We start from the raw sequence: 15,175 nt of genomic DNA, 5'->3' as shown, positions 1-15,175 counted from the left end.
CGTCTCGGCCGGGGCCCGTCGGACGCACGGTGCGTCCGACGGGCCCCGGGCGCGGAGGCGCCGGATCGCGCGGGCGGCCCCGGCCCGCGGGGCTACGCCTCGGCGCGGACGGCTTCGGGGCCGAGAGGCACCCCGTTGGAGCGCAGGACGTCGCGAACGTCGAGGATCAGCGGGAACACCTCGTGGTTGCGGTCCTCGCCCTGCTCGTCCCAGGCCCGCTGCTCGGCCTCGACCGCCGTCCGGTCCTGGGCGAAGACCCGCTCGGTGAAGCGCCGGATCAGCGGCCACGCCAGGTGGATCACGCCGGGCACCGGCGGCTTCGCGATCATCAGCAGGCCGTAGGCGTGGCAGGTGCGCTGCTCCGCGTCCTCCGGCACGTAAGCCGCCCAGAGGGAGAACGCCGGGAGGTCGGCACCCTCGGGAACGTCCTGGAGGGTCTGGTACGGGTACTCGGTGCGGATGGTGACGACGTCGGGCCTCTCCCGTCCGCCGATCCCCTCGGCGGACAGGAGGCCGGCTCCGCGGTCCTTCCTGCCGCCGGCGGGGACGAAGAGGTAACGGGCCTCGACGGACCGCGGACCGCTCTCGTAGCCGAGGAGTTCGGGCTGGATCCTGCCCAGCACGCCCCGGTGCAGGAACTGGTGGTTCATGTCGAGCAGGTTCTCGTGCATGAACGAGTAGTGGCACCGCACGGTGCGGGAGAAGGTCATCGTCCGGTGCGAGGCCGCGTCGTACTGCGGCAGCACGGGGAACGGCGCCGTCTCGGCCTTCGCCGGGTCGCCGGGGAAGACGAACACCAGGCCGTATGCCTCACGGACCGGGTACGACCGCACGCCGCGCGGCGGCCGCTCGCACCCCTTGGGCAGGTACGGGATCTGCGAGATGTGGCCGTTCCCGCGGTAGGCCCAGGCGTGGTAGCAGCAGCGCAGCACGTCGCCCTCCACGACGCCCATGCTCAGCGGCACCTGGCGGTGGGCGCAGCGGTCCTCCAGGGCGTAGACCCGGCCGCTCCGGCCGCGGTAGAGCGCGATCCGCTCACCGGCGAAGACGGCGGCGAAGGTGCGCCCCTTGGCGACCTTCCGGGCGACGGCCACGGGATACCAGAAGTCCGGGTCGATCCCGATGCGTCGCAGGTCGGTGACGGCGTCGCCGCGGTCGTTCACCCGCCGCGGCGGGAGCCCCGGCGTTCCGCCGACGGGGTGCCGGTCCGTTCCGGGTCGGGCGTCGGTCATCTCCTGCTCCCTTGCGCTCGGGCCGGGAGGACGCAGCCGCACCGGTCGCCGGGTGTCCGGGATGCGCGTGCGCGGCGCGGCCGGGAGGCCCGCCGCCGGGCCGCGCGGGCGGCCGTCGATCGGCGGGCGCTCCCCGCGGCATCGCGTCGATCCGGCATCCCGGGGGCCGGGGGCGATCCGCCGGCCGCGTGGGACTTCCACCTCCCCACGGTGACCGCGGGCCGCAGGAACGGCAACCGCGGCAGTCCGCGGCCCGCGCCGGGGTGTCCGGCCGGGCCGGCCCCGGCACCGCACCCACCCGGGGACGGCCGCGCACAGCCGCGGTCGGGCCCGGACGGACCACTGCCGCCTACTCGAAGAACTTCAGGCTCCAGCCGGTGTCCGTGGTCGGACCGGGGACGTTGGCGCGGCTGTAGGTGGTGTTGCCCCACCAGGCGAAGGTGCCGGTGTACCAGTACCGGTTCGCCCACGCGTAGGGCGTGCCCTTCGGGACGGCGTGGAACATCAGCGGGAACGCCGGGCCGGCGGGCGGGCTCGTGCCGATGTCGCCGTTCAGCAGCACGAAGCTGTGGTGGCCGGGACCGTCGACGTGCAGCGTCGGATCCCAACCGGCCATCATCGTCGAGCGGTTGGAGCCGAAGAGGCAGCCGTTGGACTTGTACCAGTCCCACACGTACGTCGGGTCGCCGCCCGCCCGGAGCCTCAGGTCGGCCAGGCAGTACTGGTCGCTCCAACTTCCGTTCGCGGAGTAGGTGATGTGCAGTTGCCCGTTCGGGTCCCTGATGGGCTCGGGCCCTTCGTTGATGAACGGGTTGCCGACCACGCGCTCCCAGCCCTCCCGTGGCTGCGAGATGACGTACCGCGCGCCGGTCGGCGCGGTCGGGCCGTTCATCCGCGCGATGTAGAGGTTCTGCTCGACGTCGGTGGTGCCGGCCCAGCCCGACCACACGAACCAGCGCTGCCCGTTGAAGGTGAACATGCTCCCGTCGATGGCCCACCGGTCGTCCGGCAGCGCCAGCTTCGTCTCGGCGGTGTAGCCACTGTCGGGGGCGGCGGAGCTGATGACGTACATCCGGTGGGCCGCGCCGCGTCCGGCCGTGAAGTAGATGTAGTAGCGACCGCCGTCCGTCACGATCTCCGGGGCCCAGACCTCACCGCGGCCGGCGGTGTCCGACCACACCTGCCGGGCGGGCGCCGAGGCCAGTCCGGCGGTCGACGAGGCCTGCCGCACGGCGATCCCGCCGTTGGCCGACTGCACCGACACGTACGTGCCGCCGACCCGGAGCACGCTCGGGTCCGCGGCCCGCAGGCCGGTCTGGCCCGCCCCGGCGGGCTCGGCGAACGACACGGACAGCACGGCGGCGAGCACGCCCGAGAGCACGGCGGCGGCGACACCGGAGAGACGGCGGGAGAGCTTCATGGTCCCCGATCCTTCGTCGGTCCTCGGCATCGGCTCCGCGCCGCCGTGCCGCCGGCCGACCGCGCCGCCGGGGAACCCGGGCACGGGGACGACGTCTGCTCAGGACCGCATCGCAGAGGGCGGGGAGGCGCCCCGGCCCGACGTCGGCCTGCCGCTTCCGGCCGGCTTTTACATCGATGGAAGAGCGCTCTCGCAGCATCCCGATCAGCGCTGGGCATGTCAATACTTTCGGCGGCCGCGCCCCCGGCATCCGTGCCGCGGCACACACGCCGGCGCCCCCAGCGGCACCCACCCGAGACGATGCGGGACCGCCGTGGACCACCGAGTCGGGGGCCGGGGCCCGGGCCGCCCATCGGTGACCGCATCCGTCAGGACAATCGACGACCCCTGCCACGTCACCGCCCTCACGGTGCTCCCGCGGTCGATCCGGGGCAGCGGCGGCGCGCCGCCCTAACCCCTGCCGCCTGCTCCTATGGCGGACGACAGGTCTTCGGCGGACCCCACCGGGCAGAGCCTGCCGTTGCGGAGGGCGGCGAATATCGACACCTGGTCCGACCACTCGATGACCAGGCGGTCGTTGCCGCGTACGTAGCAGTTGCGGCCCCACACACTGCCGCGCCCCGCGAGCTCCGGGAAGCCGGCCGTCCCGGGGGACAGCACACGCGACCAGCCGGCTCGCTCGATCTCAAGATCCCAGAAGCCCGGGCCAGCAATCATGAGTACCTCCTTCCGGATGCACGATACCTGCACATCCCGGGCCGATTCCGGACACGTCCGGCTGCCGGCCCTCCGCCCCGGAACGCCGGGCCCGTGACGGCGGCCCCGGCCGGCCCTCCGGTGCACCGCCGCCCGCGCTCCGGGTCGTCCGGGCCCCAGCCCGCCCGCGGTGACCTGCCCGCCCGCGGCAGGTCCCGTCGAGGTCCGGTGGGCGGTGCGCATCCCCCGGTGGGACGGGCAGGGGCACACCGGTGTCCGCCCATGACCTCGGCCGCGGGCCGCCGGCGATCCCGGCCGTTCGGGGACCGCTCCCGCACCGCGGTCGTCCTCGACGCCGTCGTGCGCCCCCTCGCCCCGGCGCGGGGAGGCGCCGTCATGACGACGTGGACCGGCCCCCGGGGTTGCCGGGGCCGGTCCACGCTCAGGGTGTCGGGGTCAGCAGGGGCCGTCGTCGGCCCAGACGCCCCACTGGCCGCTGGCCGTCGGAACCTCGTTCAGGGTCCACCACTTGGCGTGGTAGTTGTGGCCCTGGTACGAGACCTTGTTGCCGTTGGTGTAGGTCGTGGTGGCGCTCCACGCGGGCTGGGTGCAGGTGCCGGAGGTCGGGCTGGGGCTCGGGCTGCCCGGCGGGGGGCTGGTCGGCGGCGTCGTGGGCGGCGTGGTGGGCGGCGTCGCCCCGGCGAAGCGGACGGTGAACTTCGTGAAGTCCCAGTCGTTCTGGGCCACGCTGGAGCACGAGCCGGAGAGCCCGGGGTCGACCGTGCCGGCGCACTGGCGGTCGCGGTTGACGGACCAGTAGGTGTAGCGCGCCAGCTTGTGCGCGGTGGCGAAGTCGAGGACGGTCTGGAAGTCGGCCTGCCGGAAGTACTCGGCGGCGTCCGTCCGTCCGTTCATCAGGGAGACGCCCTCGTGGGCGTACGCGGTGGCCTCGTTCCAGCCGAAGGTGGTCTGCAGGATCTGGTTGAACTTCACCAGCGCGTCGGTCTGCGCGGCGGCGCCGTTGAACCCGCCGTCGAACGGCATGATCGAGTAGTTGTTCGGGGTGAAACCCTGGGACTTGGCCTCGTTCAGCATCTGGGTGCCGAACCAGCCGGTGCCCGCGTTGGTGCCGGCCGTGGTGATCGAGATGTACAGACCGGGGTTGTCGCGCTGAAGGATCTTCGCGGCGCCGATCTCGTTGTGGATGGCCGCCGTGTTCTCGTACTCGGGCTCCTCCAGGTCGAAGTCGATCGCCTTGAGCGCGTACTTGGTGATCACCTTCTGGTAGCCGGCCGCGGTCGCCTCCGGGCTGCCGCAGCTCTGGCCGAGCTTGTTGCCGCCGTAGCCGCCGATGGAGACCGAGACGTCGCCGCCCTTGCTGCGGATCTTCTGGATCACGGCGGGCATGACCGTGTCGGTGTCGATCGAGGAGGTGCCGCCCCAGGCCGGCTTACAGCCGCCCGAGTCCAGGATGAACGCCAGCTGGAAGGCCTTCTGGCCGGTCGCGTCCATCACCGCGGCCGCGTCCGGCGGACTGTTGTCCTCGGGCATCAGGTACGGGGCCGAGGCGTACCAGTTGCTGCCCAGGGCGTCGGTGGCGGCGACTGCGGCGAGCGCGTCGTTGCCGGCGGTCAGGGCGGCGACGCCGCCGGCCAGCAGGCCGAGGGCGGCGGTGACGCCGACGGCCACGGCACCGCGGCGCCGGCGGTGCCGACCGGGTGCGGAGGTGCGGAGCGGGGTGCGTTCCATGGGGGAACCTCTCCGGGCATGGGTGTACGGGGCCGCCCGAAAGCGGGAGCCGGGGACGGATGACGACGAACGCAGGAGCGCGGTGCGGGACTTCGGCCCGGACGCGGACCGGCCTGCTCCATAAAATGGACTGGACCACCTACGGGGGTCAAGGGCCCGGCGAAGGCTTGGGGTTCTCTTAAGGTCCGGAACGGAATCCCGGCACGATCAGCAACTCACCTGCACGTTCCGCACGGCGGCTCGCACCCCGCCCTCCGCCACTCCGCCCGTGCCGCCAGCGCCCCCGCACCCCCGCGCCGCCCGCACCCCGCTCCTCCGCTCCTCCGCTCCTCCGCTCCTCCGCTCCTCCGCCGCGGGCGTCCGTCAGACCGGTGCCCGGTCCACGGGGATCCACAGCTGCGCGTCCGCCTCCGACCAGTCCTCGGTGGGCCGGGTCCGCAGGATCTCGGGCCCGGGCCGGGTGACGTACGGGTTGGACGGGAACCACTCGGTGAAGACGTCGCGCCACAGGTACTGCAGCGCGGCCGGGAAGGGGCCGTGGTTCTCGAAGACGGCCCAGGTGCCGGCCGGGACGCTGAGCACGTCGAGGCCCTCCAGGTCGTCGTCCGTCGCGGCGCCGGACGTCACCGCCGCGTGGTAGTAGTCGAGTTCGGCTCCCTCCTCGCGGCTGCCGGTGAGATGGACGACCGCCGAGACGATCCCGTCCGGGTCCTGGTCGGAGAGCGCGGCGATCCGCCCGAGGGTCTCCGGCTCGATGCTTCTGATGAGGACGGCGATGTGCGGGTTCGCCCCCTCGTGCACGAGCGGCACCCGGGCCGTCCGGCCGACGACCCTGAACTCCGCCTTCTCCACGATCCGGTACTGCATGGTGGTGCTCCCTTCGACGACGAGGCGGAAGGACATCCGGGGCTGGGACCGCAGGGCGGCGCCGGTGCGGCGCGCCTCGCCCGGGCCGATGCCGTGCACTCCGCGGAACGCACGGCCGAACGCCTCCGCCGACGTGTAGCCGTAGCGCAGCGCGATCTCCAGCAGCGTCCGTTCCCCGGCGAGTACCTCGGCCCCGGCGACGGTCATGCGGCGCCGTCGGACGTACTCCGACAGCGGCAGCCCGGCCAGGGCGGAGAACATCCGCCGCAGGTGGTACTCCGAGGTCAGCGCGGTGCGGGCCAGGTCGGCGACGTCGATCGTCCCGTCGAGGTGCTCCTCGATCGACGCCATCGCCTGGTTGAGTCGGTCCAGCAAGCCCGGTCTCCTTCCTTCTGTTCGTCCACCGTAGGGAGGGTCCACCCTGCCCGACCCGACCAACCGTGCCCGCTTCGGTCGGGTACCCGCCGCGGCGCGCCCTGCCGGGCCGGACGTCGGGTCGGACACCGGGCCGTGTCGAGCCGTACCTCGGGCCGCGCCTCGCGCTGTCGGTGGCCGCCTCTAGGGTCGTTGCATGAGTTCCTCCCTGAGTGTCTATCTGCTGGACACGGCCGCCACCCGCGCCCTGGTCGGATCCGGCGACGAGCAGCTGCTCGAAGCGGTCCGCACGGGCTTCGGCCGCGACCTGGCCCGCGACGACAGCTACTTCGGCCACGAGATCGGTGAGGGCGCCCCCACCGCCTACGAGGCACTCCGCGCCGTCGTCCACGGCGGCCCCTTCTCCGACCGCGAGGACCACGCCTTCCAGTACGGCTACGCCTACAAGCGGCTGTGCGCGCTCACCGGCGCGTTCCTGGACAACTCCTCGTTCACCCCGCACCGGGGCGACTGGCTGTCGGTGGTCGACCAGGGGCTGAAGGCCCTGCACATCACCGCCGTCTCCGTCGAGGACTTCAGCCTCGGCTGCGCGCCGTCCCCCCTGCCCTACACGTTCACACCGGGCTGCGGCGAGTGGACCCCCACCATGATCGAAAAGGCCCTGGAGCAGTTCGAGGCCACCAAGCGGGCGGACCACGCCCCGCCGCTGGAGCCCGCCGTCGCCGACGCGGTCATGCAGTGCCTCGACTGGATGCGGGCCGCACAGGAGCACCCCGGCCTCGGCATCATCGGCTTCCGTTCCTGAGCCGCCCCTCGACGTCGCCCGCCTCCATGGACGCAGAAGGCGAGCGACGTCGAGGGACGGTCCGTGCGGCCGGAGCGGCCGGGGAGAGGCGGTTGACACAGGTCGGGGCGCCCGGCTGGAAGCCGTTCTTCGCGACCCGGCTGCCGCCCGTCAAACGTCCCTGGTACCGGTTCTTCCGACGGACGCCACGCGGCGGGAGCGCTTCAGCGTCAGCGGCAGACCAGGCCGGACGGCGGAGGGGCGCGCGGGGACCGGCGCCGGACCCTGCGCCCCGTGGTCGGGGTCGGGGTCGGGGTCGGGGTCGGGGTCGGGGTCGTCAGCCCACCGGGTTCCAGCCGTCGGTGCCGGCGAGGTAGCGGCGGGCGGTGTACACGGCGGCCTGGTCGGCGGTGAGCTGCGGCCGGTCGGCGTTCACGGTAGCGCCGGCGCCGGTGTTGGCGTACTCGGCGAAGCGGGCGGACTTCCAGGAGAAGCCGCTCATGTCCGTCCAGGGGCCCGCCGTCTTCACGGCGGCGGGCAGCGCGGTGTTGCGGATGACGAGCTGGCCGACGGCGTTCGCGGACGGGTGCCACGGGCGGCCGAGGTAGAAGGTGTTCGCCTTGGCCGGGCTGTTGATCGTGCTGTCCGTGACGAGGATCCCGTACGGCTTCGAGGCGTCGGTGTTGGGCGCGGACAGGTATCCGTTGTTGCCGCCTGCGGCGGCACCGCGGTCGCGGAGGGTGATGTTCACGCGGTCGTAGACGGCGGTGGCGTTGCCGAAGACGAAGTCCACGTCGCCGGCGACGAAGGAGTTGCGGAAGTACTGCCGGTACTGGCCGGTGGCGGACGGCGCCCAGTTCAGGACGGTGTCCTGGTGGCCGATGAAGCGGGAGTTGACGTACTGCTGGCGGTCGCCGCGGGCGGCGAGGGCCACCGCCTGGGTGGCGGTGATCTCGGGGTGGGCGGAACGCTCGAAGGTGTTCTGGACGGTGACCCCGGTCAGCAGGGTGTCGTTCGCGGTGACGGTGACGGTGGCGCTGCCCTCGGTGCCGAACGTCGACCCGTCGGCCTTCTTCGTGCCGGCCGCGTTGTCGTACGTGACGACGACGTCCTCGGCGTTGCCGGTGGCGCCCTTCAGGGTCAAACCCTTCTTCGCCGTCGGCACGTTCACCACCTCGCGGTAGGTGCCCTTGGCGATGAGCACGGTGTCACCGGACACGGCCGCGTCCACCGCCGACTGCACCGTGCGGTACGCGGCCGAGCCGTCCGCGGCGACGGCGAGCGTACGGCCCGCGGCCACGGCAACCGAGGGGGACGCGGCGACGGTGGCCCTGGCGCTCGCCGACGGGGTGGCGGTGCCGATCGCGCCGGTGTCGGTGAGCACCCCGGCACCGGCCTTGGCCCTGAGGGCGGCGGGCAGTCCGGCGGCGGAGCGCTCCAGGCCGGCGGTCAGCGTCGGCGTCCAGCCGACGGAGGTCTTGATCTTCTTGGAGTTGACGGCGTTGTAGGCGGCGACCAGGTCGGTGGCGGTGCCGTTCACGAGGTTGCCGCTGCCTGCGACCGCGCCCGTGCCGTCGCCGCTCAGCAGCTGCGAGGCCTTCCGGCCGGAGGCGAGCTTCCAGTAGTTGTGCTCGGCCACGATCTGGGCGCCGGCCCGGGAGTTGATGCTGTAGGAGTGCTGGTAGCCGTCGAGCGGCGTGGTGTCGTAGTAGTTGTCGTACAGGTGGATCTGGCCGACCCGGGCCAGCGGCGCGCGCTGGACGATGCCCCGGAACACGTTGTGGTGCAGGGTGACCCGCAGCTTGGTGTCCTTGTCGCTACTGCCGATCAGCATCGTCTTGTCGTGGTCGGTGAACGTGTTGTACTCGACGGTGACGAGGTCGGAGGCGTTGGTGATGTCGAGCGCGCCGTCGTGCACCTGGTACTCGCGGCCGAAGTACGACGGGTTGGCGGCATCGTGGTGCGGGGCGTCGGAGAACGTGTTGTGGTCGGCCCAGACGTGGGTGGAGCCGCGGAGGCTGACGGCGTCGTAGGCGGAGTTCCAGTTGCCGGTGGAGCCGTCGGTCGGGTCCCACTGCGGGAAGCAGTCGCGGACGTCGGTGAACGCCAGGTTGCGGATGATCACGTTGTCCGCGTTCTTCACGGTCAGGTTGCCGCCGGTGATCCCCGCGCCCGTGCCCGGCACGCCGACGATCGTGGTCCGCGACGGCACGTTCAGCACCACCCGGGCCGCCTGCTTCGCCTGGGCGGCACTGCGCGCGCTCTCCTGGCCGCCCGAGGGCACCGTGGACCGGCCCCACACGGCGGGGTCGTACGCCTTGAGGTAAGCGGTCAGCGAGTAGCCGGTGCCCGCCGCGTAGTCGGCGCAGGTCAGCGGCTTGCCCGCGTCGTCGGTGTTGGCGTCGACGACGCCCTTCACCCGGATGATCCGCGGCGCGTCGGCCGGGCCGGCCTTCAACGCCTTCACGAGTTCCGCGCGGGTGGAGACGGTGAAGACGTGCGCGGCGTCGGCGTCGCGGCCGCCGGTGGTGCCGGAGCCGCTCGCGGCCCAGCCGTCCTTCGCCGGCAGCACGGCGTGGGCGAGGTCGGTGGCGGCGGCGTCTGCGTTCATGACCAGCGGCACGGCGCCGAGGCCGGCCGCGGCCACGGCGGCGGCGCCGATCAGGGCGAGACGTCGGCGACCGGTGGGGCGGCGGTGCGGGGAAGCGGGCATGCCGGGTGCTCCTTGGGGTGAGGTGTACTGTTCACCCCTCGGTCGCCGCCGGGGACGGGAAGGTTGCCGCCGGTCCGGAGAAGGGTCGCGGACCTCACGGGCCGACAACTCCGTAGCTCCGGAGCCCTGGTCCGGCTAACCTCTCCTCATGCCGCCGGACCACCCCCTCCTCCGTGAGACGTACCCCGGCCTTGTCGCGGAGCTGACCACCCTCCTGGAGCGGGAGGGCGAACGCGAACTGGCCGTCTGTGCGTGGGACCTCCGCCTGGTCGATGCGTGCGGCTGCGGCGACGACTTCTGCCAGAGCATCCGCACCGCCGAGCACCGGCCGGGCCACCCCTACGGGGAGGGCCACCGGTGCGTCGCGCTGCTGCCCGAACACGGCATGCTGAACCTCGACGTCGTGCACGGGCGGATCATGTACGTCGAGATCCTCGACCACCCTCCGCTGCAACGCCGGGACGGCGCACCGGCGGCCTCCGCCCGCGGCCGCCTCAGGCCAGGACCAGCAGGTCCATCCAGCTGGTCGCCGGCTCGGCGGGGTCCGCCGCGGCGGCGGCGCGCAACCGCTCCATGCCCGCCTCGAACTGCGCATCGTCGAGCGCCTTGAGCTTGGAGTCGGCGCCGCGGCGGATCCGCCGGGCGAACTCGGCGAGCGTGGGGGCGTTCTGCTGCGGCAGTGCGTCCAGCGACACGCGGGCGAAGCCGGCCTCGGCGAACGCCGCGCAGAGCCGGTCGACGGTCGGGTAGTCGTCGATCCCGTCGGCGGTCTCCGGGAAGAAGCGCACCCGCAGGTCGCGGCCGTACCGGCCCGGGAAGGCGTTGCGGACGAGCACCGGCGCGCCGGGCCGCAGGGCGCGCCGGAGTTCGCGGGCGGTCGCCCCCAGGTCCGACAGGTGGTGCACCACCGAACCGAGCCAGGCCGCGTCGGCGCAGCCGTCCGGCACCGGCAGGGCCTCGCCGCGCCCGTCGAACACCTCGACGCCCCCGCCGACCGGGATGAGGGCGCGCATCGCCTCGGCGGGTTCGACGGCCAGCACCCGCACGCCGTACCAGTCGCGGAACGCGGTGGCGAAGGCGCCGGTGCCGGCCCCGACGTCGAGCACCGTCATGCCGGGCTTGAGCCGGGCGGCCTCGCCGATCGCGGTGCGCCAGGCCGTCAGGCCGTCGCGCGGGATCTCGCGTGCGAGGCGGTACTCCTCGGCGGCGCGGGTGTCGTGCGGAACTGCTGCCATGTGTCATCCTCCGTGGTGTCGAGGGCCGTTCGGGTCCGGTCCGTCACGTGAGCGCCGCCAGGACCTCGGCGACGCACCGGTCGGCGCCGGTCGCGCCACCGGCGGTGTCCCGGCCGTCGGCAGTCTCCCGGCCGTCGGCGGTGTCCTCGCCGAGCACGGCGTAGAACAGCCAGCCGCGCGGCGGGACGAGCGTCGACGCGGCGAGCGGCAGGATGCCCGGGCGGCCGCCGACGGCGAGTCGGCCGCGTTCCGCCAGCGCCTGGACGAACCGTTCGAAGAACCGCTCGTCGCCGACCTTGACGAAGGCCATGCGCAGCGGCGCGCCGAGGTGCAGGGCGATCAGGCCCGGGGAGAGCCGCGCGTTGACCTCCAGCACGGGCACCAGGGTGCCGTCGGCCGTGGTCATCGAGTCGACGGTCAGCGGGCCGTGGTAGCCCTCGGCGGCGGCCGCCGCGGCGACCTTCTCCACGGTCTCGCGGTAGCCCGCGCGGTCCAGGCGGTGCATCAGCTCGGCGGTGACCGGCCCGGAGCCGCGGAAGGAGTGCCCCTCGTTGACGAGCCGGCGCACCCCCAGCCACCGTGTGCCGCCGTCCGGGGCGACGACCAGGTGCGCGGCGAAGTCGTCGCCGCGCTCGTACAGCGGCTGCACGACGAGTTCCAGGCCGTCCTGCGGGAGGCGTTCGAGGCCGCGCCGCACGAGGGCGAGCCGGGCCGGCGAGTCGACCACCCTGTTGCCCTGCCCGGCGACGCCGTACGGGTCCTTGAGGACGCAGGGCACGGTGGCCGCCTCGTCGAGTTCGGCCAGGGTGGTGACGACGCGTCCGGAGCCGGGCAGGCCGAGCAGGGTCGACCAGGTCTTGGAGTTGACCCGCCGCACGGCGTCCGGGTCCGGCAGGGTGCCGGCGAGGCCGAGCCGCCGGGCGGCCTCGTGCGTGCCGGGCACCACGGCGTACGGCTGCGCGGCAGCGCCCTCCAGGCCAGGCAGGCCGTGCTCGGCGAGCCGCTGTTCGACGGGCAGGTCCGCCGGGCCGGGGGCGGTGACGTGGCGCGCGCCGAACCCGGCCTCCCGCATGACCTCGGCGAAGGCGGCGGGCGCGCGGTGGCGGGTCACCAGCACGTCGTCGGGTCCGCACAGCACGGCGAGGAGTTCGTCCATGCCGCCGAGCAGCAGCTCGGCGTGGGGGTCGCGCAGGGCGGGCAGCGCCGCCTGCCCGGTCGGCCGCCAGAGGCGCTCGGCGTCGCAGCTGCCGAACCGGACGGCGGCGGCGCTCACCGGCCCGCCGGCTGCGGCACGTCGGCGGCACCGGCACCGGCACCGGCTGTGACGCCGGATGCGGATGCGGCTGCCGCTGCGGTGCCGGCCAGGAACCGCTCCTGGATGCGGGTGAGGGTGCGGAAGTCGTCGATGCTGACCTCCTGCAGGTCGATGACCTCGCCGGACAGGCTCTCCAGGAGGTAGATGAACTCCAGGAAGTCCAGCGAGTCGATCAGCCGGCCCTCGATGAGGTCCTCGTCGCGGGTGATCTCGCGGTCGAGTTCGGGGTTCTTGCTCAGGATCCACTCGGCGATCTGCTGCATGACGGCTCCTCCGGTGCGGGTCGTGGGTCGGGGTCGGGCAGGGGGTCGGTGTCGGGGTCGGGCAGGGGTGCGAGGGGATCGGGGGCCGGGACCGGGCGGCTGCCGACGGCGACGGCCAGCGCCCACTCCCCCTCGTGGGTGATGCTCAGCGACCAGTGGTCGATGCCGCTGCTGCGGAGCTCGGCCAGCGCTCCGGCCGCGGGGCGGGCCAGCGGTGCGCCGCCCGGGGCACGCAGCACCTCGATGTCCCTGGTGAGCACGAGGCGACTGCGCGGCGCCAGCAGCTTGATGAACGCCTCCTTCGCGGCGATCCGTCCGGCCAGGGTGGCGGCCCGGCCTCCGCGGACCACGGCGAGCTCGGCCTGCTCGCGCTCGGTGAAGTGGTCGGCCAGCCAGCGCGCGCCGTGGCGCTCGGCGAGCGCGCGGACCCGCGGGATGTGCACCAGGTCGACGCCGACCCTGGGCGCGACGGCCCTCGCACCCCGGCCGACCGCGCCCGGGGTGACCGCGCCCGGGCCGACCAGGCGGTCCAGCATCGCGTGCAGCGTCCGGTCGGCGGGCACGGTGTCCCAGGACGCCGTCACCGGGCGGGGGACGCGCACGCGGCCAGCGCCTGCCGGTACTCGGCGCGGAAGCGGGCGACCACCACGGCGGCGGGCTCGATCGCGGTCACCCGCCCGCAGCCCAGGCCCGCGTACCGGGCCATCTCGTCGACCCGGCCGTCGGCCTCGACGGTCGGCGCGGCGGCCGACCCCCGGGGCACCGGACGGCGGGCGCCCATCACGGTCGTCCAGGCGACGAACGTGGCGGGCGGCGGCTCGGCCGCCTCCGTGACGGGGCTGCGCAGCACCCGGTGCGACCGTCCGGGCCAGCCGATGGAGAAGCGTTCGGTGACCACGGTGTCGCCGGGGCCGGCCCCGACCAGTGCCCGCTTGTAGGCGTCGTGCGCCGCGGACTCGGCGGTGGCGACGAACGCCGTGCCGCACAGCGCGCCGTTCGCCCCGGCGCGCAGCGCCTCGACCAGGTCGGCGCCGGTGGCGACGGCGCCGGCGACGAACACCGGGGGTGCCAGGTCGTAGGCGGCGAGCAGGTCGGCGGTGGAGCCGCCGCCCAGGTGGTGGCCGCCCGCCTCGACGCCCTGCAGCACGATCGCGTGGGCGCCGAGGTCGGCGGCGGCCGCGGCGTCGGCGGCGGTGCCGACCTGCACGAGCAGCCGGTGGCCGGCCGCCAGGACCTCGCGGACGTGCTGCTCGGGCGGCAGGCCGTAGCTGTTGAGCAGCAGCGGCCGGTCGGCGGTCTCCATCAGGGCCCGCACCTGCTCGGCGAGCACCCGGCCGGCGACCTCGGGGATGACGTTGACCCCGAAGCCACGGCCGGTGCGGCGGGCGGTGTCGGCGATCAGGGCGGCGCTCTGCGGGCCGTCGCTGCGGTACAGCGCGACGGTGCCGAGGGCGCCGGCGTCGCTGACGGCCGCGGCGAGGGCCGGGGAGGCGATCCCGCCCATGCCGGCCTGGACGAGCGGCAGGTCGGTGCCGAGGGCCCGGCAGCCCCGGGCGGCGGCCTCGGCCGGAGCGGGAACGGCGGCAAGAACCGGAGCCGGGGTCTGGATCTGGGTCTGGGTCGGGTCAGCCGGGTCAGCCGCGGACATCGAGGACCCGCTCCAGGGCGCGCTCCGGCGTGCCGTGCGCGAGCACCATGGCGTGCACCCAGCGCTCCACGCCGAAGGCGGTGCAACTGCTGTGCGCGACCGACCCGTCGGAGGTGATGCCGAGCCGCTCGCCGAAGAAGTTGCGGTGCCGGTTGACGGAGGCGATGGCGGTGCCGTCGGTGGCGACGAACTCGTACTTGACCGGGTCGAGCGCCATCAGCTTGGCGCGCGAGCCCGTCCGGTCGTAGAAGGGGTCGTTGGCGGGCTGGTAGGTCAGCGGGACGCCGAGCCGCTCGGCGAGGTCGTCGATGAACGTCCGGGAGGCGGCGAGGTGGTCGCGGGCGCCGTCGGCGGTGCCGAGGTACAGCACCTCGCGCATGTGGAAGCCCCACAGGCGGCGCAGGCCGTCGTAGTGGTCCTCGTTGCGGAAGCACCGGCCGATCGCGGTGAGCCGCAGGTCGTCGCCGACCTCCTGCCCGGCGAGGGAGAGCAGCAGGCCGTAGCAGGTGGCGGAGGGCAGCAGGTAGCCGGTCGGCTGCACGGGCTGGTCGGCGACGGCGCGGCCGGCCGCGAGCGCGTCGACGGCGTCCTCGGGGAAGCGGGCGGCGGCGACGCCCAGGTGCGGGAAGTTGCGGAAGTAGTCGAGCGAGGCGAGGCCGTCGGCGGGGAGCAGCGGCGGGCCGACGACGCCGGGGGCGCCGAGCAGGTCGGCGAGGCCGGTGAAGAGGCCGTCGAGCTCGTGCAGCAGCGCGGCGCGGGCGGGTTCGAGCACGACCAGGCCGGGTCCGGGGTTCCGGAGGGTGACGGAGCCGTCGAGGAGTGCGGGGGCGGCGGTGCGCGGTGCCATGGGGTGACCTTCGTCCGGTGGGGCGAGCAGG

General features: G+C 74.0%; 13 protein-coding genes and 2 pseudogenes. 1 reads left to right on the top strand and 14 read right to left on the bottom strand.

Annotated features, from left to right (window positions below; genetic code table 11):
- Nucleotides 1–92: 92 nt before the first annotated feature.
- From OG335_RS40135 to OG335_RS40115, 5 genes are all read right to left on the bottom strand, one after another.
- Nucleotides 93–1,232, bottom strand: coding sequence for a Rieske 2Fe-2S domain-containing protein (locus tag OG335_RS40135; protein WP_405008939.1), 1,140 nt, complete (start codon nt 1,230–1,232; stop codon nt 93–95).
- Between the two features lie 349 nt (nt 1,233–1,581).
- Complete coding sequence (locus OG335_RS40130; RefSeq protein WP_405008938.1) at nt 1,582–2,652, bottom strand: glycoside hydrolase family 43 protein; 1,071 nt, start codon at nt 2,650–2,652, stop codon at nt 1,582–1,584.
- A 450-nt stretch (nt 2,653–3,102) separates the two neighbouring features.
- Nucleotides 3,103–3,369 carry a hypothetical protein gene (locus OG335_RS40125; RefSeq protein WP_405008937.1) on the bottom strand — a complete coding sequence of 89 codons (267 nt, stop codon included), beginning with the start codon at nt 3,367–3,369 and terminating at the stop codon, nt 3,103–3,105.
- A gap of 435 nt (nt 3,370–3,804) precedes the next feature.
- Entirely contained in the window at nt 3,805–5,097 is a 1,293-nt protein-coding gene (locus OG335_RS40120) for a chitinase (RefSeq protein WP_405008936.1), read from the bottom strand.
- 363 nt (nt 5,098–5,460) lie between these two features.
- A complete protein-coding gene (locus tag OG335_RS40115; RefSeq protein ID WP_405008935.1) occupies nt 5,461–6,339 on the bottom strand; it encodes a GyrI-like domain-containing protein in 879 nt (292 codons plus the stop codon).
- 196 nt (nt 6,340–6,535) lie between these two features.
- Here OG335_RS40115 and OG335_RS40110 point away from each other — a divergent pair, with 196 nt between their 5' ends.
- A complete protein-coding gene (locus tag OG335_RS40110) occupies nt 6,536–7,144 on the top strand; it encodes a hypothetical protein (protein ID WP_405008934.1) in 609 nt (202 codons plus the stop codon).
- 316 nt (nt 7,145–7,460) lie between these two features.
- Here the strand turns inward: OG335_RS40110 and OG335_RS40105 are convergent.
- The 9 genes and pseudogenes from OG335_RS40105 to OG335_RS40065 all read right to left on the bottom strand — a co-directional run.
- A pseudogene (locus tag OG335_RS40105) lies at nt 7,461–8,390 on the bottom strand (pectinesterase family protein); the annotation flags it as partial.
- A gap of 108 nt (nt 8,391–8,498) precedes the next feature.
- Nucleotides 8,499–9,836, bottom strand: a pseudogene (locus OG335_RS40100) (polysaccharide lyase family 1 protein); the annotation flags it as partial.
- A 94-nt stretch (nt 9,837–9,930) separates the two neighbouring features.
- Nucleotides 9,931–10,245 carry a hypothetical protein gene (locus tag OG335_RS40095; RefSeq protein ID WP_405008933.1) on the bottom strand — a complete coding sequence of 105 codons (315 nt, stop codon included), beginning with the start codon at nt 10,243–10,245 and terminating at the stop codon, nt 9,931–9,933.
- An 85-nt stretch (nt 10,246–10,330) separates the two neighbouring features.
- Nucleotides 10,331–11,071 (bottom strand): class I SAM-dependent methyltransferase, encoded by a 741-nt coding sequence (locus OG335_RS40090; RefSeq protein WP_405008932.1) that lies wholly within the window; start codon nt 11,069–11,071, stop codon nt 10,331–10,333.
- A 43-nt stretch (nt 11,072–11,114) separates the two neighbouring features.
- The gene (locus OG335_RS40085; protein WP_405008931.1) at nt 11,115–12,344 is read right to left on the bottom strand and encodes a hypothetical protein; all 1,230 of its coding nucleotides are present in this window, start codon (nt 12,342–12,344) and stop codon (nt 11,115–11,117) included.
- Nucleotides 12,341–12,649 carry an acyl carrier protein gene (locus OG335_RS40080; RefSeq protein ID WP_405008930.1) on the bottom strand — a complete coding sequence of 103 codons (309 nt, stop codon included), beginning with the start codon at nt 12,647–12,649 and terminating at the stop codon, nt 12,341–12,343. The genes OG335_RS40085 and OG335_RS40080 overlap by 4 nt, the downstream gene beginning before the upstream one ends.
- The gene (locus tag OG335_RS40075; protein WP_405008929.1) at nt 12,622–13,251 is read right to left on the bottom strand and encodes a holo-ACP synthase; all 630 of its coding nucleotides are present in this window, start codon (nt 13,249–13,251) and stop codon (nt 12,622–12,624) included. The genes OG335_RS40080 and OG335_RS40075 overlap by 28 nt, the downstream gene beginning before the upstream one ends.
- Nucleotides 13,230–14,297, bottom strand: coding sequence for an NAD(P)H-dependent flavin oxidoreductase (locus tag OG335_RS40070; RefSeq protein WP_405008928.1), 1,068 nt, complete (start codon nt 14,295–14,297; stop codon nt 13,230–13,232). Before OG335_RS40070 ends, OG335_RS40075 begins: the two co-directional genes overlap by 22 nt.
- Complete coding sequence (locus OG335_RS40065; protein WP_405008927.1) at nt 14,284–15,144, bottom strand: aminoacyl--tRNA ligase-related protein; 861 nt, start codon at nt 15,142–15,144, stop codon at nt 14,284–14,286. The genes OG335_RS40070 and OG335_RS40065 overlap by 14 nt, the downstream gene beginning before the upstream one ends.
- Nucleotides 15,145–15,175: the final 31 nt, after the last annotated feature.

It is taken from the genome of Kitasatospora sp. NBC_01539, assembly GCF_045040525.1.
Lineage (GTDB): Bacteria > Actinomycetota > Actinomycetes > Streptomycetales > Streptomycetaceae > Kitasatospora.
This window is presented reverse-complemented; position numbering and strand designations above follow the sequence as displayed.

Bases quoted from the DNA above. Each gene is read 5' to 3' on its own strand.
- OG335_RS40135 (WP_405008939.1), bottom strand. From the start codon at position 1,232: ATGACCGACGCCCGACCCGGAACGGACCGGCACCCCGTCGGCGGAACG.
- OG335_RS40130 (WP_405008938.1), bottom strand. From the start codon at position 2,652: ATGAAGCTCTCCCGCCGTCTCTCCGGTGTCGCCGCCGCCGTGCTCTCG.
- OG335_RS40125 (WP_405008937.1), bottom strand. From the start codon at position 3,369: ATGATTGCTGGCCCGGGCTTCTGGGATCTTGAGATCGAGCGAGCCGGC.
- OG335_RS40120 (WP_405008936.1), bottom strand. From the start codon at position 5,097: ATGGAACGCACCCCGCTCCGCACCTCCGCACCCGGTCGGCACCGCCGG.
- OG335_RS40110 (WP_405008934.1), top strand. From the start codon at position 6,536: ATGAGTTCCTCCCTGAGTGTCTATCTGCTGGACACGGCCGCCACCCGC.
- OG335_RS40090 (WP_405008932.1), bottom strand. From the start codon at position 11,071: ATGGCAGCAGTTCCGCACGACACCCGCGCCGCCGAGGAGTACCGCCTC.
- OG335_RS40080 (WP_405008930.1), bottom strand. From the start codon at position 12,649: ATGCAGCAGATCGCCGAGTGGATCCTGAGCAAGAACCCCGAACTCGAC.
- OG335_RS40070 (WP_405008928.1), bottom strand. From the start codon at position 14,297: ATGTCCGCGGCTGACCCGGCTGACCCGACCCAGACCCAGATCCAGACC.
- OG335_RS40065 (WP_405008927.1), bottom strand. From the start codon at position 15,144: ATGGCACCGCGCACCGCCGCCCCCGCACTCCTCGACGGCTCCGTCACC.